Source organism: Streptomyces soli, from assembly GCF_003999195.1.
Classification (GTDB): Bacteria; Actinomycetota; Actinomycetes; order Streptomycetales; family Streptomycetaceae; genus Actinacidiphila; species Actinacidiphila soli.
In genome coordinates this window covers 41,353-59,650 of sequence record NZ_RJVR01000257.1, presented here as the reverse complement: position 1 = coordinate 59,650, position 18,298 = coordinate 41,353, and the positions used below count along the sequence as shown (strand labels likewise).

At 71.7% G+C, this 18,298-nt stretch carries 18 protein-coding genes and 1 pseudogene; 6 read left to right on the top strand and 13 right to left on the bottom strand.

Annotated elements, in window-relative coordinates; genetic code table 11:
- Positions 1-226: 226 nt before the first annotated feature.
- Entirely contained in the window at positions 227-643 is a 417-nt protein-coding gene (locus EFK10_RS26560; RefSeq protein WP_127358191.1) for a hypothetical protein, read from the top strand.
- On the opposite strand, the gene EFK10_RS26555 is transcribed toward EFK10_RS26560, so the two are convergent.
- The 9 genes and pseudogenes from EFK10_RS26555 to EFK10_RS26505 all read right to left on the bottom strand — a co-directional run bounded on the left by EFK10_RS26555 (position 630) and on the right by EFK10_RS26505 (position 13,849).
- Entirely contained in the window at positions 630-3,353 is a 2,724-nt protein-coding gene (locus tag EFK10_RS26555; RefSeq protein ID WP_127358190.1) for a helix-turn-helix transcriptional regulator, read from the bottom strand. The genes EFK10_RS26560 and EFK10_RS26555 overlap by 14 nt on opposite strands.
- Before the next feature lie 71 nt (positions 3,354-3,424).
- Positions 3,425-3,985, bottom strand: a complete 561-nt coding sequence (locus tag EFK10_RS26550; RefSeq protein ID WP_127358189.1) for a carboxymuconolactone decarboxylase family protein — start codon at positions 3,983-3,985, stop codon at positions 3,425-3,427.
- Between the two features lie 323 nt (positions 3,986-4,308).
- Positions 4,309-7,458, bottom strand: coding sequence for an alpha-mannosidase (locus EFK10_RS26545; RefSeq protein WP_127358188.1), 3,150 nt, complete (start codon positions 7,456-7,458; stop codon positions 4,309-4,311).
- A 3-nt stretch (positions 7,459-7,461) separates the two neighbouring features.
- Entirely contained in the window at positions 7,462-8,805 is a 1,344-nt protein-coding gene (locus tag EFK10_RS26540; RefSeq protein WP_127358187.1) for a 6-phospho-beta-glucosidase, read from the bottom strand.
- On the bottom strand, positions 8,802-9,647 hold the full coding sequence (locus EFK10_RS26535) for a DeoR/GlpR family DNA-binding transcription regulator (RefSeq protein ID WP_127358186.1): 846 nt from the start codon (positions 9,645-9,647) through the stop codon (positions 8,802-8,804). Before EFK10_RS26535 ends, EFK10_RS26540 begins: the two co-directional genes overlap by 4 nt.
- A gap of 369 nt (positions 9,648-10,016) precedes the next feature.
- A complete protein-coding gene (locus tag EFK10_RS26525; protein ID WP_127358185.1) occupies positions 10,017-10,823 on the bottom strand; it encodes an HAD family acid phosphatase in 807 nt (268 codons plus the stop codon).
- A 388-nt stretch (positions 10,824-11,211) separates the two neighbouring features.
- Positions 11,212-11,373 (bottom strand): annotated as a pseudogene (locus tag EFK10_RS26515) (GntR family transcriptional regulator); the annotation flags it as partial.
- 366 nt (positions 11,374-11,739) lie between these two features.
- Positions 11,740-12,924 carry a hypothetical protein gene (locus tag EFK10_RS26510; protein ID WP_127358184.1) on the bottom strand — a complete coding sequence of 395 codons (1,185 nt, stop codon included), beginning with the start codon at positions 12,922-12,924 and terminating at the stop codon, positions 11,740-11,742.
- On the bottom strand, positions 12,914-13,849 hold the full coding sequence (locus tag EFK10_RS26505) for a 5-dehydro-4-deoxyglucarate dehydratase (protein WP_127358183.1): 936 nt from the start codon (positions 13,847-13,849) through the stop codon (positions 12,914-12,916). Before EFK10_RS26505 ends, EFK10_RS26510 begins: the two co-directional genes overlap by 11 nt.
- Positions 13,850-13,972: 123 nt before the next feature.
- Here EFK10_RS26505 and EFK10_RS26500 point away from each other — a divergent pair, with 123 nt between their 5' ends.
- Positions 13,973-14,791 carry an NAD-dependent epimerase/dehydratase family protein gene (locus EFK10_RS26500; protein WP_127358182.1) on the top strand — a complete coding sequence of 273 codons (819 nt, stop codon included), beginning with the start codon at positions 13,973-13,975 and terminating at the stop codon, positions 14,789-14,791.
- Between the two features lie 119 nt (positions 14,792-14,910).
- Positions 14,911-15,117 (top strand): WD40 repeat domain-containing protein, encoded by a 207-nt coding sequence (locus EFK10_RS26495; RefSeq protein ID WP_240677469.1) that lies wholly within the window; start codon positions 14,911-14,913, stop codon positions 15,115-15,117.
- On the opposite strand, the gene EFK10_RS26490 is transcribed toward EFK10_RS26495, so the two are convergent.
- Together EFK10_RS26490 and EFK10_RS26485 are read right to left on the bottom strand one after the other, a co-directional pair.
- Positions 15,108-15,488 (bottom strand): VOC family protein, encoded by a 381-nt coding sequence (locus tag EFK10_RS26490; protein WP_127358180.1) that lies wholly within the window; start codon positions 15,486-15,488, stop codon positions 15,108-15,110. The two genes, EFK10_RS26495 and EFK10_RS26490, sit on opposite strands and share 10 nt — an antisense overlap.
- Positions 15,455-15,982: a DUF6817 domain-containing protein gene (locus tag EFK10_RS26485; protein WP_127358194.1), complete on the bottom strand. Its 528-nt coding sequence runs from the start codon at positions 15,980-15,982 to the stop codon at positions 15,455-15,457. The genes EFK10_RS26490 and EFK10_RS26485 overlap by 34 nt, the downstream gene beginning before the upstream one ends.
- Positions 15,983-16,181: 199 nt before the next feature.
- Here EFK10_RS26485 and EFK10_RS26480 point away from each other — a divergent pair, with 199 nt between their 5' ends.
- On the top strand, positions 16,182-17,150 hold the full coding sequence (locus EFK10_RS26480) for a LysR family transcriptional regulator (RefSeq protein ID WP_127358179.1): 969 nt from the start codon (positions 16,182-16,184) through the stop codon (positions 17,148-17,150).
- Here EFK10_RS26480 and EFK10_RS26475 read toward each other — a convergent pair.
- A complete protein-coding gene (locus tag EFK10_RS26475) occupies positions 17,075-17,362 on the bottom strand; it encodes an aromatic-ring hydroxylase C-terminal domain-containing protein (RefSeq protein WP_127358178.1) in 288 nt (95 codons plus the stop codon). The two genes, EFK10_RS26480 and EFK10_RS26475, sit on opposite strands and share 76 nt — an antisense overlap.
- 62 nt (positions 17,363-17,424) lie before the next feature.
- Here EFK10_RS26475 and EFK10_RS26470 point away from each other — a divergent pair, with 62 nt between their 5' ends.
- Together EFK10_RS26470 and EFK10_RS26465 are read left to right on the top strand one after the other, a co-directional pair.
- Positions 17,425-17,628 carry a helix-turn-helix domain-containing protein gene (locus EFK10_RS26470; protein WP_127358177.1) on the top strand — a complete coding sequence of 68 codons (204 nt, stop codon included), beginning with the start codon at positions 17,425-17,427 and terminating at the stop codon, positions 17,626-17,628.
- A gap of 9 nt (positions 17,629-17,637) precedes the next feature.
- Positions 17,638-18,117, top strand: a complete 480-nt coding sequence (locus EFK10_RS26465; protein ID WP_127358176.1) for a Clp protease N-terminal domain-containing protein — start codon at positions 17,638-17,640, stop codon at positions 18,115-18,117.
- Here the strand turns inward: EFK10_RS26465 and EFK10_RS50890 are convergent.
- Complete coding sequence (locus EFK10_RS50890; protein ID WP_240677468.1) at positions 18,089-18,286, bottom strand: hypothetical protein; 198 nt, start codon at positions 18,284-18,286, stop codon at positions 18,089-18,091. The two genes, EFK10_RS26465 and EFK10_RS50890, sit on opposite strands and share 29 nt — an antisense overlap.
- Positions 18,287-18,298 lie beyond the last annotated feature (12 nt).

The window sequence follows — 18,298 nt, the reverse complement described above, 5'->3', positions numbered from 1 at the left end:
GCACGACGGACGGAGTCCGGCGCAGCCGTCCCGAAGCCTGCGAAGCAGTGCGAGGGCGGCGTGAAGGATCGGAACGGGCTGGCGCGGCGGATCTTCGTGACGTACTGAGGCGACCCCGTACCCGTACCCCGGGTTGTCCCCGAGGCTTTGCCGGGGGCCAAGGTGCCGCGCGGTCCCTAGCGTTGGAGACATCGAACCGGATTCACCGGTCGAGGGAAAGGACACCATGGGACCGAACGATGCCCAGATCGTACGAGTGTTCAGCCGCGAGCCGAAGGGCTCGATCGCCGATGTCTCCCTGGACTCCCGCACGGACGCCGAGATCGTGATCGATGCCGAAGCGGGCGGCACACTCCACCAGAACCAGGGGTCGTACTGCGTCACCCTCGTCGTCCGGGACCTCACAGACGGCACCAGCATCCCCGCCAAGGTCCAGGGCGCCTCGAAGCCCGGCGAGGTCGAGGGACATTTCGCCGACCAGAACTGGCTGAACCCCGCGGCAAACTTCACGTTCACCGTGAACAAGGCCGAACTGGCCAAGCGCAAGGGCCACCTGGCCGAGGCGTACGGCTCCGTGAGCTACGGCAGTCAGACCCCCGGGGCGACGCTCGCGCTCAGCCAGCCCTTCCTCATCCAGAAGTAATCTGCTCGACGAGACCCATCCGGGACCCGATGCCGAGCTTCGCGTAGGCATTGCTGAGGTGGTACTCGACGGTTTTGACGCTCAGGATCAGTTCGCGGGCGACCTGGCGGTTCGTCAGCCCGGTCGCCGCGAGCTGCGCGACAGCGTGCTCCTGAGGGGTGAGGCCGTCCCGGGGCGGCGACGCGGGGGCGCCGTCGGGTCGGACCCCGCAGACGGCCAGTTCACGGTCGCAGGTCTTCAGGAAAGGTACGGCGCCCAGTTCCGCCAACAGCACCCGCGCCTCACGCAGGTGCTGTTTTGCCGTGGTGCGGTGGCCGGCTCGGCGCAGAAAAACGCCGAAGTCGAGTTCCGCCCGGGCCCGGTGGAAGGGGTAACCGGCCCGGACCGCGTGCTCGATCCCCTCCGCGTAGGCGTCCTGCGCGGCTTTGGGCTCGTGGCGGGCCGCGTGCAGGTTGCCGCGTACCCGGCAGACGGCCGACAGGTCCGAGTGGCAGCCACCGGCGAGTGCCAGTTCCTCGAACACCGCGAGCACGGCTTCGGCCTCGTCGTACACCTCGCACGCCACCAGCGCGTCGGCCAGCAGGTCCCGCCAGAGGAAACAGCCAGGCGCGTTCACGGCGTGCGTCAGGTCGCAGGCCGTCAGGGATCGCAGGGCGGCGACGGCTTCCGCCGGCTCGCCGCGGACCGTGGCCAGGAACGCCTGGGCGCGGGCCGCGTAGAAGTGCGCGGAGTCGGTGCCGTCCGTGTGGTCCGGGGACGCCCGCGCGATACGCACATGCCAGGCGGCCCGGTCGAAGTCGCCGCGGGCCGCGAGCACGACGGCGGCCTCCGCGTGCAGCATGGGGGCGAACCAGACCTGACTGCCGTCGATGGCGATCGATGACGCGAACTCCAGGTGCGTCACCGCCTCGTCCCAGCGCCCCAGCCGGTGTTCGGCCTGACCGAGCAGCGTCACCGCGAGCACCCGCATCGGCCCTGGCCCCTGCCGTAACACGACTGTCGCCGCCTGGAGTTCGCTGTGAGCGGCGGCGAGCTGGTCCGACCACAGGTGCAGCATCCCGCGGCCGAGCAGCAGGTCGGCGTCCTCTCGCGGTACGAGCGCCGGGGCGGGCAGCCCGTCCGTGCGGGCCAGCCCCTCCGTCCCCGCGCCACTCAGCCCGAGCGCGATCAGATGGCAGTAACGCAGCAGGCCGCTGCCGGAACCGCCGTCCGATGCCCGCAGCGCGGTCTCGGCCCACTCCCTGGCCAGGGCGCCGTGCCCGCGCAGCAGCTCCACGTAGGCCAGTCGCGCCGCGATCCGGGGGGCCAGCGCCGGGTCCGCGCCGGACCCGTCCAGCCGCCACGCCTCGTCGAGCAGGGTGGCGCCACGGGAGTTGTGGCCCTGTACGACGGCCGCGTAGCCCTCTGCGTAGCGGCGGGCAGCGGGAGTCGTACCGGCCGGCAGCGCGTCGACCAGGCCGACGGCCTCGTCCACCCGGCCGTCCATCAGCAGCGCCTCCACGGCCTCGACGGCGAGCCGGCCGCGCTCGGTGTCCGGCTCGGCGAGCCGCGACGCGTCGTGGAGCAGGGTCGCCGCCTCCGCCCACAGGCCGCGGCGGGCGCCGTGGCGAGCGTGGTCGGCGAGTTCGGCGGCGAGCCGGGCGTCCGGCCCGTGGGCGGCGAGCACCCGGTGATGCAGCCGGGTGAACTCCCCGTCCGCGGTCTCCGCCGCCCTTGTGTGGAGTTCGGTCCGGCGGGTCGGCCCCAGCTCGTGGTAGACGGCCGCGCGCACCAGGGGATGGGGGAAGGCCACAGCGGTCGCGCAGCCGTGCCGTTCCTCGTTCAACAGGCGGTGCGCCACCGCCTCGTCGAGGGCGGCGAGCATCTCGTCGTCGTCGAGCCCGGCCAGCCGGGCGGCCGTGTCCAGCGGGCACGTCGTGCCCAGCACCCCGGCCGCGCTGACCAGGTCCCGCGTGGGGCGAGCGCAGTGCGCGAGCCGGTCGAGGACGAGCATGGCGTACGAATGCGGGGCGGGCAGCGGTGTCGCGGTGTCGCCGAGCACGGCGTCCGGGAGCTGTTCGAGCAGGGCCCGGCAGTGCAGCGGGTTGCCCCGGGTGTGGGCGTGCAGCCGGGCCGCCGCCCCCGGTGGGAGCGGGCCGCGGCCGATCCTTACTCCGAGTTCGGTGAGTTCCTGGACCGTCAGCCCGCCCAGCGGCATCCTTACGGTGGTGTCGTCGGCGAGGACCCGGCGCAGCCCCTCGGGCAGTCGCCGGTCATCGGCGTCCCGTACGGTCAGCACCGCCAACAGCTGGTCGGCGCGCAGCCGCCGCAGGGCGAAGGCCAGCGCGTACAGCGAGGGCGCGTCGGCCCAGTGGACGTCGTCCACCACCAGGACGACAGGGCCCCGGCTCTGGAGTTCGCCGACCGCCTCGAGCAGCCGGGACCCGGCGGCCAGCGAGTCGCAGTAGCCATGACCGTCGTCGACCAGCCGCGCCAGTACGCCGTACGGCAGCGTCGCCTCGTTCTCCGCGCCCCCGGCCGACATCACACTGGGCGCGGGCCACTCGGCGAGGGAGCGGCGGACCAGCGCGGTCTTCCCGATACCGGCCGGCCCTTCGACGACGACCAGCCGCGGCCGTCCGGCTGCGGCTTCTTCGTACAGCCGGTGGAGCAGCGCGCTTTCGGGCTTACGCCCGACGAAGTCCCCTTTTCCGCCGAGCTGTTCGGTCATGACGACCGCTCCCTACAAACGCCTCGGTTGTGCACCGGGTGGCTGCTCCACCGTACTCCTGTGGTGGTTTGTCACCGGTTCGCCGGTCGTACGGCGCACGCGTCGGAGAAGCCCTGACTCGTCAGGCCCAGTGCGCTGTTGATGCGGGAGCGCAGGTTCTCCACCGCGACGATCGCCGTGAGCTCGACGAACGCGGGCTCGCCCAGCCGGGCGAGCAGTTTCTCGGCGAGGGCGTCGGTGACGGTCGGCTCGGTGTCGGTCATGGCCTCGGCGTACTCCATGACCCACAGCTCCAGCTCGCCGAAGGCGTCGACGTGCTCCCGCCACGTCGGCACCAGACTGATCCTGTCCATCGGCAGGCCCAGGCCCTCCGCCTGCCAGTGGCCGAAGTCCATGCACCAGGAGCAGCCGATCCGCGCGGCGGACACCATGACGGCGAGGTGCTTCAGCCCGGGGTCCAGGGCCTTCCACCTGGCCACGGACTGCTCGAAGCGGGCGTAGGACATCAGCACCTTCGGGTTGTGGCCGACGGCCTTGCCCGGGTCGAGGACCTTGCCGTACTTGCGGCGGGAATACCATTCCGCGATGCGGATGAGGGGGGTGCGGGGCGGGTCGAGCGAGATGCGGGCCATGAGGTCGTTCCTCCTCGGGACGGCGCGGGATCGTGCCTTCAGCGGTACGACGGCCCGGCCCGGCCCGGATGTGACATCGCCGGAACCAGCCAGGGATCCCCGGCCGAAGGCTGGGGGAGAGTCCGGCGCAGCCGCCCGAAGCCCGAGAGGCCCCCAGCGGCCGATCGGGGCAAGGGCGGCATCAAGAGGAGGGGCCCACTCCGTGATGCGGATGAGGGGGGTGCGGGGCGCGATCACCTCCGGGGCGAGCTGCCGCAGCTCGCCCCGGATCAGCGTCAGCCGGTCCGCCCAGGGACCGCGCCGGCACCAGATGTTGAGCGTCGCTATGCGCGCGGCGTCAGCCGCAGGGTCAGCACCTGGAAGGGCCGCAGGCTCACCGCGATCCCGCCGTCCGCGTCGGGCTCGATCGGCTGCTCGCCGTCCATCGGTCGTTCCAGCAGGTCGGTGACCCGCGCGTGTGCCACCGCGAAGCCCGGCCGCAGGGTGGTCGTGGCCCGGCCGCCCAGCGACTCGTAGAGCCTGACCACGACATCCCCCGACCGGTCGTCGGCGAGCTTGACCGCCTCGATCACCGCCTCCCTGCCGTCCAGGCACACCAGGGGCGCGGCGGCCTCGGCGTCCGGCGCTCCGGGGGCGACCCGCAGCGGCAGGTTGAGCGCGTAGCCGCTCTCGACGGCGTCGGCGACGGACGCCCCCGGGAGGAGCGAGTACGTCATCCTGTGCGCGCCCTGGTCCGCCGCCGGGTCGGGGCTGCGGGGTGCGCGGACGAGGCTGAGGCGCAGGGTGGTGGTCGTACCGCCGTCCTCGCGGGCGGCGCGGCCGACATCGTGGCCGTACGTCGAGTCGTTGATGACCGCGACGCCGTAGCCCGCCTCGGCGACATGCACCCAGCGGTGGCAGAAGACCTCGAACCGGGCCGCCTCCCAGCTGGTGTTGGTGTGCGTGGGCCGGAAGACATGCCCGAACTGGATCTCGGCCGCCGAGCGGTCGGCGTGCACGTCCAGCGGGAAGGCCGCCTTGAGGATCTTCTCCGTCTCGTGCCAGTCGATCTCGGTCTCGATGTCGATCCGCGGGCTCCCCGCGCGGAGCCGTACGGTCTGCGTGATCTTCGACTTGCCGAAGCTCCGCTCGATCCGGACCGCGCCGACCAGCGGGCCGCTCTCGACCACCTCGATCGCGTCCACCTCGGTGAGGTCGGTGTACTGCCGCTTGTAGTGCCGGTCGATGTCCCAGGCGTCCCACTGGTTCGGCAGATCCGTGTGCAGCCGCAGCAGGTTGCCGCGCTCCCCCGGCGCCAGGACCTCGCGGCCGGCGGCCAGGTCCCGTACGGAGGCGAAGAGTCCTTCGTCGTCCAGGGTGAGGCGGACGAGGCCGTTGTCGAGGACGCGGTCGGTGACGGTAACGGGGACGAGCGGCTGCGCCTCGGTCAGCGGTGCCGCACCGGACGCGGGTACGTGGTGGGCGTAGACGGTGCGCGGCTTGCCGTCGGCGGTCAGCTCCGCGGGGACGGTGACGACCTCCGTGCGCGGCCGGGGCCCGGCGTTGTACACCCAGGGCGTGGCCTGGGCATGTTCAGCCCGTCCGACGTTTGAGGACGCCAGCGCGGACGTCGCCGCGGCGATGACCGCCTCCAGCTCCGCCCGCACCCGGGCGTACGTCGCCTCGGCCTCGCGGTGCACCCAGGCGATGGAGGAGCCCGGCAGGATGTCGTGGAACTGGTGCAGCAGCACCGTCTTCCAGAGGCGGTCCAGATCCTCGTACGGGTACCCGTACGAGGACCCCGCGCGGAGCGCGGCCGTGGCGGCCCACAACTCGGCCTCGCGGAGGAGGTGTTCGCTGCGCCGGTTGCCGGACTTGGTGCGGGCCTGGCTGGTGTACGTGGCCCGGTGCAGCTCCAGGTAGAGCTCGCCGGTCCAGACGGGGGCGTCGGGGTATTCGGCCTGGGCGTCGCGGAAGAAGGTGTTGGGGTCCTGGACGATGACCTTGGGGGAACCCTCCAGGTCACGCAGGCGGCGGGCCTTCTCCATCATCTCGCGGGTGGGGCCGCCACCGCCGTCGCCGTGGCCGAAGGGGACCAGCGACCGCGTGCCGCCGCCCTTGTCGGCGTAGTTGCGTACCGCGTGGGCCATCTCCTCGCCGGCGAAGACCGCGTTGTAGGTGTCGACGGGCGGGAAGTGGGTGAAGACGCGGCTGCCGTCGATGCCCTCCCACCAGAAGGTGTGGTGGGGCATCTTGTTGGTCTGGTTCCAGGAGATCTTCTGGGTCAGGAACCACTTCATGCCGGCCAGCTTCGCGAGCTGCGGGTAGGCGCCGGTGTAGCCGAAGGAGTCGGGCAGCCAGACTCCCTCGCACTCGACGCCGAACTCGTCGGCGAAGAAGCGCTTGCCGTGCACCAGCTGCCGGGCCAGGGCCTCGCCGCCGGGCAGGTTGCCGTCGGCCTCGACCCACATGCCGCCCACGGGGACCCAGTTGCCGGCCTTGGCAGCGTCCTGCATCCGGGCGTAGACCTCGGGGTAGTGCTCCTTGGCCCAGGCGTACTGCTGGGCCTGGGAGCAGGCGAAGACGAAGTCGGGGTAGTCGGCGGCCAGGGCCGTGACGTTGGAGAAGGTCCGCGAGGTCTTGCGTACGGTCTCGCGCAGCGGCCAGAGCCAGGCGCTGTCGATGTGGGCGTGGCCGACGGACGACAGGGTGTGCGCGCTGGCGTTCGCGGGCCGGGACAGCACATCCACCAGCTCGGATCGGGCGGCAGCGGCGGTGGCCGACACATCCGCGATGTCGAGGGCGTCGAGCATGCGCTCCAGGGCGCGGAGCAGCTCGTGGCGGCGCGGGTCGGTGTCGGGCAGTTCGCGCATCAGCTCGGCCGCGACCTCGATGTCCAGCATGAGGTGCCAGACGTTCTCGTCGAGTACGGCGAGGTCGGCGCGGGCGAAGGTGTAGAGCGGCTCGGGCGGGGCGGTGAGCTTGTCGCCGAAGGGGGTCGGCAGGAAGCCGTTGGCCAGGATGTCGGGGTTGGCGGCGGCCTCCAGCAGGAGTTCCACCGGTTCGCCGCCGGCCGCCGGGTTGGCGACGGGAACGTAGTGGTTCTGGGGCTCGATGCCCTTCACGGGGTGCCCGGCGGCGTCGTAGACCAGGGCCTCGGCCTGGTTGCCGGGCCAGTCGCCGACGAAGCCGAGGTCGAAGACGGCCTCGACGCGCTTGCCGGCCCATTCGGCCGGGACCGTACCGACGGCCCGGATCCAGCTGGTGGACCAGGGCCTCCCCCAGCGCTCACCGACCGCGAACGGCCCGTACTCGGCGGCCAGGGCCTCTTCCACCGGGACCGAGGCTCTCCCCCTGGCTTCGCTGGGGGTACCCCCAGGGACGTGCCAGGCGGTGAGCGTCAGCGGGACCGACGCGGCGTACACGGCCGGGCGGATCCGCTGCTTCAGCGCACGGTCGAGGCGGGCCTCCACCTGCTTGCGGTCGTCATGCATGGCTCAGTCCCGGAGATAGGCGAGGTCGGGTACGTGCTTCTGGTAGCCGTCGAGCAGCCGCTGGGCGACGGCCACGGAGTCGACCAGGGGGTGCAGGGCGAAGGCCCGCAGCGCGGCCGCCCGCTCGCCGGTGGTCGCGGCGTGGATGACCGCCCGCTCGACGGCCTTGACCGAGATGACCAGGCCGACCGCGTGGTCGGGCAGCGGGTCGCCGGTGATGGGGCGGGCGCCGTTGGCGTCCACGTGGCAGGGGACCTCGACGATCGCGTCGCCGTCGAGGGGCGGCAGGGCGCCTCTGCCGCGTACGTTGAGGATCAGGGTCGTACGTTCGTCCAGGGCGATGGCGCGCATGAGGGCCAGGGCGACGAGTTCGTAGCCGCCGGACTCCAGGTCGCAGGAGTCGCGCTCGCCGCCGCCGACGGCCTCGCGGACGTCGGCGCCGTAGGTGGCCTCGCGCTCCAGGCGGGTGGCGTCCCAGGCCTGGAAGGGGGCGGTGCCGGGGGCGCGCATCTGCTCGTAGAAGCGCTGCTGCTGGTCGAGCAGGAAGGCCCCGCGGGTGTGCTCGGCGGCGCGGGCGGCGGCGACCGACTCGCGGTTGAAGTAGTAGTAGTGGAGGTATTCGTTGGGCACCGCGCCCAGGGTGCGCAGCCAGTCCGCGCCGAAGATCTTCCCCTCCTCGAAGGAGGTCAGGGCGTCGTCGTCGGCGAGCAGGCGCGGCAGCAGGTCGACGCCGTCGACCCGGATGGCCCGCAGCCAGCCCAGGTGGTTGAGGCCCGCGTAGTCGAACCAGGCGCGCTCGGGGTCGATGCCGAGGGCCCGGGCGACGCGCTTGCCGAGGCCGACGGGTGAGTCGCAGATGCCGATGACGCGGTCGCCGAGGTGGCGGGACATCGCCTCAGTGACCATGCCGGCGGGGTTGGTGAAGTTGATGACCCAGGCGTCGGGGGCGAGCCGGGCGATGCGGCGGGCGATGTCGACGGCGACGGGGATCGTACGGAGTCCGTACGAGATGCCGCCGGCGCCGACCGTCTCCTGGCCGAGTACGCCCTCGTCCAGGGCGACGCGCTCGTCGATGACGCGGCCGGCGAGGCCGCCGACGCGGATCGCGGAGAAGACGAAGTCCGCGCCCCTGACGGCTTCGTCGAGGTCCGTGGTGACGGTGACCTCGGGCGGGTCGGGGACCCCTGCCGCCTGTTCGCGCAGCACTTTGACGATGGCGTCGAGGCGCCCGGCGTCGAGGTCGTGCAGGGTCACATGGGTGACTCCGCCGTCGGCCCGGTCCTCCAGGAGGGCGCGGTAGACGAGGGGGACCCGAAAGCCTCCGCCACCGAGAATCGTGAGTTTCACGCGGATTCACCTCGCGATGCCGCACCGGAGCGGCGGTCTGGGGTCGGCTTGTCGTCGGAGTAGGGGGTGTCGCTCCCCGGGGTGTCGGAGGGTACTTCGACCACCTCCACGCCGGCCTCGCTGAGCGCGGCGCGAGTCTTTTCGTCGGCGGGTGCGTTGGTCACGACGAGGTCGAGATCGTCGGGGCCGCAGACCCGGGCCATGCCGGTGCCGGGAAACTTCGCGGCGTCGGCGACGAGCACCACCTTGTCGCTGGCGGCGATCATGGCGCGTTTCACCGGTACTTCCACCGCCGTGGTGTCGAGGACCTGGCCGTCGGGCCGTACACCGCTGGTGCCGAGGAACAGCACGTCGGCGCGGACCTGGCGCAGGTTGTCCTCGGTGAGGAAGCCGACCAGGGAGCGGTAGTCGCGCCGGACGACACCGCCGAGCAGGACGAGCTGTATCTCCTTGTCGTCCTGCAGCTCCTCGTAGACGGCGAGGTTGCTGGTCATCACCGTCAGCGACCGGCCGCGCAGTTGCCGGGCGACCCGGTGCGCGGTGGTGCCGATGTCGAGCAGCACGGTCTCGCCGTCCCGGACCTGCGCCGCGCACCAGGCGGCGAGCGCGTCCTTGGCCTCCACCCGTACGCCCGCCACGTCGGTGAACGGGTCGTCCTCGCCGATGACCGGCACCGCACCGCCGTAGACCCGCTTGAGCAGGCCCTCGTCCTCCAGCAGCAGAAGGTCGCGGCGGATCGTCGCCTGGCTGGTGCCCAACTGCTCGGCCAGCGCGGTGACGGCGGTGGGTCCGTCCGAGCGGAGTGCCCGGAGGATCAGCTCATGTCGTCGGTCAGGAAGCATGGCGCTGACCCTACCCCTCAAAGTCGAGCACAGTCACGCACCTTTCTGAGCGACTCTTGTCAAATCTATGCGCGGAGTGAAAGCTTCTGCGCAATTCCCCTCCGGGAGAGGAAGGTCGCCCCGTGCATCCGGCACACAGCACCCCGTCCGGCGGGCAGACGCCAGACGTTTTCCTGTCGGGTCTGCCTGCAACTGGCCCTGGCCCAGCTCAATGTCGGGCACGGCACCGACTACAGCATGGTCATGGCCGCGGTGCTCATGGCCTCGGCGCCACTCGTCCTCGTCTTCGCGCTCTTCGCCCGTGGCTTCATCGCCGGCGCGACGGAGGGAGCGGTGCGCGGCAGAGCCGCCGCGCACCGCTCCTGTCTCCTAGGAGACGAAGTACGTCGGGTTCGGGATCTTGTACGTCTCGTCGGCGTAGCCGCCCTCGAGGTCCGAGTACTGGTCACCGAAGTTGCCGATGATGTCGTAGCCCAGGGACTCCACGTACGCACGGGTGCCGGCCTTGTACTGCACCGTGGTGCAGGTCCAGGAGGTGGCGGTGGCGCAGTTGCTCAGGTAGGCCGGCGGGGCCGCCTTGTTCTTGAGGAACACGTGGTCCGTGGCGAGGTTCAGGTCGTAGCCGTCGGCGGTGAGGTTCTTCACCGCCGAGCCGCGCTGGGCCTCGGCCAGGCCGGAGAGGAGGAAGACCTCGACTCCCTTGGAGTTGGCGTAGTCGACCAGACCGGTCATGCCGGGGACCGCCGGACGGTCCGCCTGGTCGACGTAGGCCGCCCAAGTGGTGCTGTTGTACGTGTAGTTCGTCTTCTTCTCGTAGTCGAGGCTGAGCAGCAGCGTGTCGTCGACGTCGAGGATGATCGCGGGCTTCTCGCCCTTCTTCAGGCCCTTCGCGGCGAGGGGCTTGATGTCCTTCTTCGCCTCGTCCAGAACACTGGCGGTGTCCTTGGCGTAGGCGCTGTCCGGCGAGGCCTGGTAGACGCCGTTGGCGTCCTTCGTCGTGCCGTAGTACGTGTCGATCTCGGTGACGAGCTTGCCGATGTTGTACGGCTCGCTGCTGTGCTTCGCCTCGGTGACCTTGCCGTTGTCGCCGGCGGTCGCGACACCGGTGCCGTACAGGGCACCGCCCGCGATGGCACAGGCGGCGGCTATGGCCGTCACTCTCACTGATCTGCGCATAAATGGGTCTCCGGATCCGGCCGTTGTGGCCAAGAGGTCAGGAAGTGACCCGGCACTGGCCTATTCGGGCCCCCCTCACCAGGTCACCGCCTATCTACGCGCATCACATCGCGGGCCACAACGGTCTTTGTGATTCCGTTATGTAAATTCGCGGGTGCGCCCCGGTCAGTTCCAGTGAGGGTAGGCGACCCGGTCCACGCCGCCCCCGGCGTCGAACGGGGTCACCGGTATCGCCACGACCTCGGCGAGCGCTGACGACTGCTCTGCGAATGACATACGGACTGGCCCTTCCTGTGTCTGTACGGCGGCTGTTGGCCCTTAGCCCGTGGCCCTCTGCACGGGGTGCGGGCGCGCGCGGAACCGTCCCCGCACCGCGCGCGCCCGCGGCTCATGGGGTTCCGCCGCTCTCTTGCGGAAACGCCCGGGCCACGAAGCTCGCGATGTGCTCGTGCAGCAACCCCGCCGCGCCCTCCGCGTCGCCGTCCAGCGCCCGCGCCAGGATCTCCCGGTGCTCGTTCGCCTCCTGCTCCCACGACGGCACCGCCTGCCATGGCCCGGGCTGCCGGGTGGCAGGGACCCGTGGTCCGCGCCAGTGAGGGCGGTGGGGGGTCGGTGTGGGTCCTCCTGCACCCGGGCCCCGTACGCCCCCCACTTGGCCCGGGGTGCCGGGCGGCCACGGATGCGTGGTCCGGGCCAGTGACAGGGCAGGAGAGCGAGCAACCCCCATCGGCCGGTAGCCGCCGACGGCGGGGTGGGTCCGTAGAGACGCTGAGGCGACGCGGAACGCCCGGTTCCGAGCTGGCGAGGAACAGGGCGGGCGACCACGCGGCGCCGGCCGCAAATCGACCGCAGCACTGTCTCATAGGACCCACCCCGACACGCCCCCGGCCCAACAACAAACCCACCGCGCCCCCGGTCACCGCAGAGCGAACCGAACCGCCGCCAGGTCCGCATCGGACGCGAGCCCCGCATGGTAGAGCCGCAGCTCGGTCGCGCCGAGCGCAGCGGCCACCGCGGCGTCGGCCGCGAGCGTGGCGGGGCTGCCGCCCATGCCGGCGACGACGGGGAGGTTGGCGGCGAGGACGGTGCCGGGGCGGCGGTGGGGGGTGCAGGCGGCAAGGCCGGCCGTGCCGGGGAGGACGAGGCCGTCGGCGTGGGCGAGGATGTGCGCCGGGTCGACGCCGGCGTTGGCGCCGGTGTGGTGGAGGGCGGGGTCGGCGTGGAGGAGGACCTGGAAGCCGTCGGGGGCCTCGTCGCGGACGGCGCGGATCGCGTCCCGCTGGAACGTACGGGCCACCTCGCCCCGCCACGAAAGTGTCGCCCCGGCGAGGTCCGCGCCGAGCAGCTTCTCGATGTCCGCCCATTCGTCGGGACCCGCCGTCCATTCCCCCGCCCACACCGGCGCCAGCGCGGCCCGGACCGCGGCCCGGAGGTCGTCGGGGTCGGCGCCGAGGCCGGCGTAGCCCTCGGCGCAGGTGGGGCAGAAGCACAGCGACATCAGGTATTGCGCGGCAGCGCCCAGCGGGACGCCGCCCACCTTGTCGTGGGCGTGGAGGTGGGCGAAGCCGTACCAGCCGCAGGACTCCAGTTCGGTGCCGGCCGCGCCGGGGCGGACGGCGGCCTCGGCGGCCAGCGCGGTGGCGTAGGCGCGGAACTCGGGCTGGGCGATGCAGGGCGCCCAGGGGTAGCGGTCGCCGTAGGCGTTGACCACCGACGTATGCGGAAAGTCGTCGCCCAGGCGGGAGTTGTGGGCCAGGACGACCCACGAGTGGACGGACAGCCCGGCGTCGGCCAGGGCCTCGGCGGCCGAGCCGTACGCGTCGAGGGACGGCACCCAGTCCTGCGTGTAGGGCCGCAGGGCGCGGCCGGCCCAGCGCCGTTCGGAGGGCGGGTAGAGGACGGCCGCGTGCCGGGCGGTGACGATCCGGTGCCGGGGATGGCGGGGGGTGAGGGCGCGGGTGGAGTGGTAGGCGGAGGCCAGCGTGACCTGGCCGATGCCGAGGTCGGCGAGGCGCTGGGGCGCGTCGGGGTCGCCGATGACGTCCCAGGGGTAGACGAAGACGGAGGCCTTGAGGTCAGAGGCCTTGAGGTCAGTGGTCACCGAGCAACGCCCGTTCACGCTCGATCAGTTCGGCCAGCTCCTTGACGTGTGCGGGCAGCGGTTCGGACAGCGGCGGCCGCACTTCGCCGACGTCGAGGCCGCGCAGCCGTACGCCTGCCTTGACCAGGGAGACGGCGTAGCTGCGGCCCTGGTGCCGGAGTTCGACGAGCGGCCGGTAGAAGCCGTCGATCAGCCGGTTGACCGTGTCGTCGTCCCTGGCGTCGAGCGCGGCGTGGAAGGCGAGGGCGATCTCGGGGGCGAAGCAGAAGACGGCGGAGGAGTAGAGCCGGACGCCGATGCCCCGGTAGGCGAGCCCGGTGAGCTCGGCGGTGGGCAGCCCGTTGAAGAACAGGAAGTCCTGGCCGGGCAGTCCGGAGCGCACCGCGCTGACGATGCGCTGCATCAGGTCGAGGTCGCCGACGCCGTCCTTGAGGCCGATGATGTTGGGGATCTTGGCCAGCTCGATCACGGTCTCCGGGGTGAAGACGGCGTTGTCGCGCTGATAGACGATGAGCTCCAACCCGGTCCCGGCGGCGAGTGCCGCGTAGTGCCGCAGCAGTCCCGCCTGGTCGGGTACGACGAGGTAGGGCGGCATCGCGAGGAGCCCGTCGGCACCCGCCTCCTCCGCGATCCGCGCGTACCGCAGCGCGAGCGCCGTTCCGTATCCCGCTCCGGCGACGACGGGAACCAGCCCGGCCGCCTCGGCGACCGCGGCCTCGACGCACAGGCCGAACTCCTCGGGGGTCAGGGCGTGGAACTCGCCCGTCCCGCAGCATGCGAAGACCGCCGCCGCACCCGCGTCGATCCCGTCACGTACGTGGGCACGGAAGGTGTCCAGGTCCAGGGATCCGTCCGGGCGGAAGGCCGTCACGGGGAAGAAGAGCAAGCCGTCCAGGCGCTGGGCCAGTGCAGCGACAGAGGTCATTACGGTGCACCCATCTGATTATTGTCCATATCCGTGAACATGGTTACGCTAAGGGAGCGTCCCAGCAGGGTCAAGCACAGCACCACCCATCGCCCATCACCCTCGGCTCAAGGAGAACGCGTCATGCCCGCTCCCCGCACCATCCTGCTCACCGGCGCCGCCGGCGGCGTGGGCACTCTGATGCGCGAGCTGCTCCCCAAGTACGGCTACGAGCTGCGACTCCTCGACCTCGTCCCGGTCGAAGGCGCCCCCGACGCGATCACCGCCGACCTCGGCGACCCGGCCGACGCCGACGTCATCCGCGAGGCCGTCCGGGGCGTGGACGCGATCGTGCATCTCGCGGGCATCTCCCTGGAGGCGTCCTTCGCGAAGATCCTGCACGCCAACATCCAGGGCACGTACAACCTCTACGAGGCCGCGCGCGAGGAGGGCGTAGCCCGCGTCATCTTCGCCTCCAGCAACCACGCCATCGGCTTCACCCCCCGCCCCCTCGGTGACGACCCGCTGGTCCCGGTCGGCACCCCGCACCGCCCCGACACCTTCTACGGCCTCTCCAAGTCCTTCGGCGAGGACCTCGCCCAGTTCTACTGGGACAAGCACGGCCTGGAGACGGTCTCGCTGCGCATCGGCTCCTGCTTCCTCGAGCCCACCTCGGTCCGCATGCTCTCCCTCTGGCTGAGCCCCGCCGACGGCGCCCGTCTCATCCACGCCGCGCTCACCGCCGACGACGTCAAACACACCGTCGTCTACGGCAGTTCGGCCAACACCCGCGTGTGGTGGGACCTCGCCCCGGCCCGCGCCCTCGGCTACGAGCCGCGGGACGACTCCGAGCCGTACGCCGCCGAACTCATCGCCAAGCACGGCGAACTCGACCCGGACGACCCCGAAACCGCGCGAATGGGCGGCCACTTCACGACGCGCCCGCCGATCTGGCCGCATTGACGGGCTAAGAGGCCGCGCGAATAGGTGGGGCGGCGTCGCGTGCCGACGGGCGGCGCCTGGCGGCGTTGTCGTCGGTCGACGACTCTCCCCAGACTCCGTCCAGGAGGTGCCCCCTGGGCGTGCACGACGACTGGGTGAACGGCCTATCCCGGCACCCGGACGGCACGCGCCTGGCCACGGCCTGCCGCGACCGGTCCGTACGCATCTGGGAGCCCGCGGGGCCGGACCTGGACGCACTGCTGCGCCGGGCCCGCTCCCGGGTCTTCCGCGAGCTGACGCCCGACGAACGGCGTGCGTACCTGCTGCCGGACCGGCCTCAGTCGTAAGTGCTGATCTCGATCAGATTCCCGTCCGGGTCGCGCAGATACACGCTCTCGATAGGCCCCAGCGCTCCCGTGCGCTTCACCGGGCCCTCCTCGACCCGAATGCCCTTGCTGATGAGCTCGGCGAGCACCTGCTCCAGGGGCGTACGGACGATGAAGCACAGGTCGGCGCTGCCACGGGTGGGGCGGCGGGCCTTGGGGTCGAGCTCGTGGCCGACCTGGTGGAGGTTGATCTTGCTGTCGCCGAAGACGAGCGCGCGGCGGCCGTCCCCGAAGGTCACCGGCTCCATGCCGAGGACGCGGGAGTAGAAGCCGATCGTGGCCTGGATGTCGGCGACGGTCAGGACGAGGTGGTCGAGCCGGTCGATCCGCATGCCGTCAGACACTCCTTCCAGGCGGAATCGCTGAGCAGGGGCCGGAACCGGGTGAGGAGCCGCAGCAAACCCGGGCCCCACCGGTCGGCGACGTCGGGGTTGGTGAGGACGAGGTCGATCTCGTTCGCCGCCGTCAGCTCGGCGAAGTCACGCCGGAGGGAGGGGGACGGCACAAACGTACGGCCGGTGAAGCGGTCATGGAAGACCGCGTCGTCGTCCGCCAGGCCGGCGTAGGTCGCTTCGCGGTCGCAGCTCGCGTAGTCGTACACCAGCTGCTCGGCCCCGGCGCCGATGACGGCGGTCAGTTCGGCGCGGCGGCCGAGCGGCAGCAGGGCGGTCGGGAAGCCGTCGGTGCCGTAAGCGGCGTGGCAGAGGCCGGCCAGCCGCAGCTCGGGGCGGGCGCCCCAGGCGGCGAGGAGGGCGCGTACGCGGAGCAGGTGGTTCAGCAGCGTGCCGCCGGGGTGGGCGATCTCCCCGGCGCCGAGCGTTCGCATGAAGCCGGCGGCTTCCTCCTCCACGGCGGCACATCCCTCCGTCAGCGGGTGGGGTCGGTCGGCACCCGTCCGTGGTTAGTCAGCGGACGGGTTGCCGCCAGGGCCGAAACCCGGGCCCTGCGTAGATCATGCGCGGCGGTCGATGCCCAAGTCAATCATCGGGTTTTTTTCGCCAACTCCAAGCTCTAGCTTGGGAGTTATGACTCTTGACGACCTCCGCGTCTTCACCGCCGTGTGCGAGGCCGGCAGCCTCAGCGCCGTCGCCCGTACGCTGACCTGCAGCCAGTCGGCCGTCAGCCAGCACGTCAAGCGGCTCGAACGCCAGCTGAGCCTGAGCCTGCTGGAGCGCCGGCCGCGCGGCGTCGCCCCCACCCACGCGGGACGCGTCCTGTACACGGCTGCAGCCACCGGTATCGGGGGCATCGACCTGGCGCTGGCCGAGCTCCGCGACCTGCGCGACGGAGGCGGCGGCACCGTCCGGATCACCACCGGCGCCACCACCGTGCGGCACTTCATGTCGGAGGCCGTGGTGGCCTTCCGGAAGCGTTTCCCCGAGGTCAGCCTGGAGTTCCAGACGGAGAACTCCAGCCGCAGCTGCTTCGACGCCCTCACCGCGAACGAGGCCGACCTCGCGTGGATCACCATCGGCGCCCCGGTCCGCGGCACCGAGCAGCGGCCGGTCATCGAACTCCCCTGGGTCCTCGTCGTCCGGGCCGACGATCCGCTCGCGAGCCGTGGCACCCTCGGCCCCGCCGACCTGGCCGACATCCGGCACATCCAGCTCCCGGAGAACTCCACCTCCCGGCGCCACCTGGAGGACCACCTCTCCCGCCAGGGCATCCAGCTCACCTCGACCACCAGCGTGGCCGACTGGGACACCGCCATCCTCCTGGCCGAACTGGGCCTCGGCCACGCCCTCGTCCCCGCCCTCCCCGCCCTCGACCCCGCCGGCGGCATCCGCCTCCTACCCGTCCCCGTCCTCCCGCCGCTGTCCGCGGGCTGGGCGGTCCGCCAGTGGGACGCGCTGAGCCCACCGGCCCGGGAGTTCGCGGAAGCGATCGCCGGGAGCCTGGCGCACCGGGCAGCACATCGTCAGGGACCGAACCACGTGGTCAGCGCCTCGCGCAGCCCGTCGTACGGCGCGGAGTCGGCAGCCCAGGCGACATAGCCGTCCGGGCGGACCAGCATCGCGGCGGGACCGTCGGACACCGCGACGAGGTCGACGCGGTCCTCCCACCCCCGCGCCAGGGCCGTCACCGCACCCTCTCCCGTGGCATCCAGCAGCACCGGCCGCCCGGCCCGCAACAGCCCCGGCAGCGGCGGTTCGGAAAGCCACTGGCCGTAGCCGACATCCGTACCGGCCAGCAGCTCGGACCACATCGCGAGTCACGTCTGTCAGTCTGGGTTGACAAAACTCGGAGTGTCAACCCAGACTGACAGACATGGATGCGGAAGAACTCGCCGAACGGCTCAGGTCGAACGACCCCGCCGTAGGCCTGCGCGCGGTGAGCGCCCTGCACCGGCTCGCCGAGCAGGTCGAGACGGCCTCCGTGGCACTCGCCCGGGAGCAGGGCTGGTCCTGGGAACAGATCGGGGACGCCCTGGGCGTCTCACGGCAGTCCGTACACGCGAAATACGGAAAGTGAGGCCCGCACATGTTCAAGCAGTTCGCCACCGGCGCCCGTGACACCGTCACGTCAGCGCTCGAAGAGACCCGCCAGCGCGGCGACCGGCGCATCAGCACCGAGCACCTGTTCCTGGGGCTGCTTCATGACCCCGGCTCGGCGGCGACCCGGGCGCTCGGCGTGGACCTGACGGCCGCGCGCGCCGCGCTGGGGGCGCTGGACCAGGCGGCGCTCGCCGCGATCGGGATCGACGTACGCGGAATCGAGCTGCCGGCCATTCCCGGTTCTCGCAAGCGCACGCCGTTCACCTCCGGCGCGCGGGCCGTCATCGAACGCGCCGTCAAGGAGACCGTCCGGACGCACAGCAAGCGCACCACACCCGAGCACATTCTGCTCGCCCTCCTGGACTGCGAACGCCCCGACCCCGCCGCCGAGTTGATGTGTACGCTGCGCATCGACCCGGCGGCCGTACGGGACCGGCTCAGCGGCCCCGCTCAGCACCCCCGTTGACCTGGAGGATCTGGGCGGTGATGCCGCCGTCGGCCAGCAGCCCCCGCAGGGCCTCCGTCAGCAGGACGGTGGTGAGCACGTTGGCCCGGAAGTTCCCGGTCCACAGCTCCGCCGTGGTCAGGTCGCCGCCGCCGAGGAGGACATTGCCGCCCGCGCTGTTGACCAGCACGTCCACCCGTCC

Coding starts and splice junctions, on each gene's coding strand:
- EFK10_RS26485 (WP_127358194.1), bottom strand. CDS start 15,982: ATGCGAACGCTCGGCGCCGGGGAGATCGCCCACCCCGGCGGCACGCTG.
- EFK10_RS26465 (WP_127358176.1), top strand. CDS start 17,638: ATGTTCAAGCAGTTCGCCACCGGCGCCCGTGACACCGTCACGTCAGCG.
- EFK10_RS26500 (WP_127358182.1), top strand. CDS start 13,973: ATGCCCGCTCCCCGCACCATCCTGCTCACCGGCGCCGCCGGCGGCGTG.
- EFK10_RS26545 (WP_127358188.1), bottom strand. CDS start 7,458: ATGCATGACGACCGCAAGCAGGTGGAGGCCCGCCTCGACCGTGCGCTG.
- EFK10_RS26475 (WP_127358178.1), bottom strand. CDS start 17,362: ATGTGGTCCGAGCTGCTGGCCGGTACGGATGTCGGCTACGGCCAGTGG.
- EFK10_RS26555 (WP_127358190.1), bottom strand. CDS start 3,353: ATGACCGAACAGCTCGGCGGAAAAGGGGACTTCGTCGGGCGTAAGCCC.
- EFK10_RS26535 (WP_127358186.1), bottom strand. CDS start 9,647: ATGCTTCCTGACCGACGACATGAGCTGATCCTCCGGGCACTCCGCTCG.
- EFK10_RS26560 (WP_127358191.1), top strand. CDS start 227: ATGGGACCGAACGATGCCCAGATCGTACGAGTGTTCAGCCGCGAGCCG.
- EFK10_RS26505 (WP_127358183.1), bottom strand. CDS start 13,849: ATGACCTCTGTCGCTGCACTGGCCCAGCGCCTGGACGGCTTGCTCTTC.
- EFK10_RS26525 (WP_127358185.1), bottom strand. CDS start 10,823: ATGCGCAGATCAGTGAGAGTGACGGCCATAGCCGCCGCCTGTGCCATC.
- EFK10_RS26490 (WP_127358180.1), bottom strand. CDS start 15,488: ATGCGGATCGACCGGCTCGACCACCTCGTCCTGACCGTCGCCGACATC.
- EFK10_RS26480 (WP_127358179.1), top strand. CDS start 16,182: ATGACTCTTGACGACCTCCGCGTCTTCACCGCCGTGTGCGAGGCCGGC.
- EFK10_RS26470 (WP_127358177.1), top strand. CDS start 17,425: ATGGATGCGGAAGAACTCGCCGAACGGCTCAGGTCGAACGACCCCGCC.
- EFK10_RS26550 (WP_127358189.1), bottom strand. CDS start 3,985: ATGGCCCGCATCTCGCTCGACCCGCCCCGCACCCCCCTCATCCGCATC.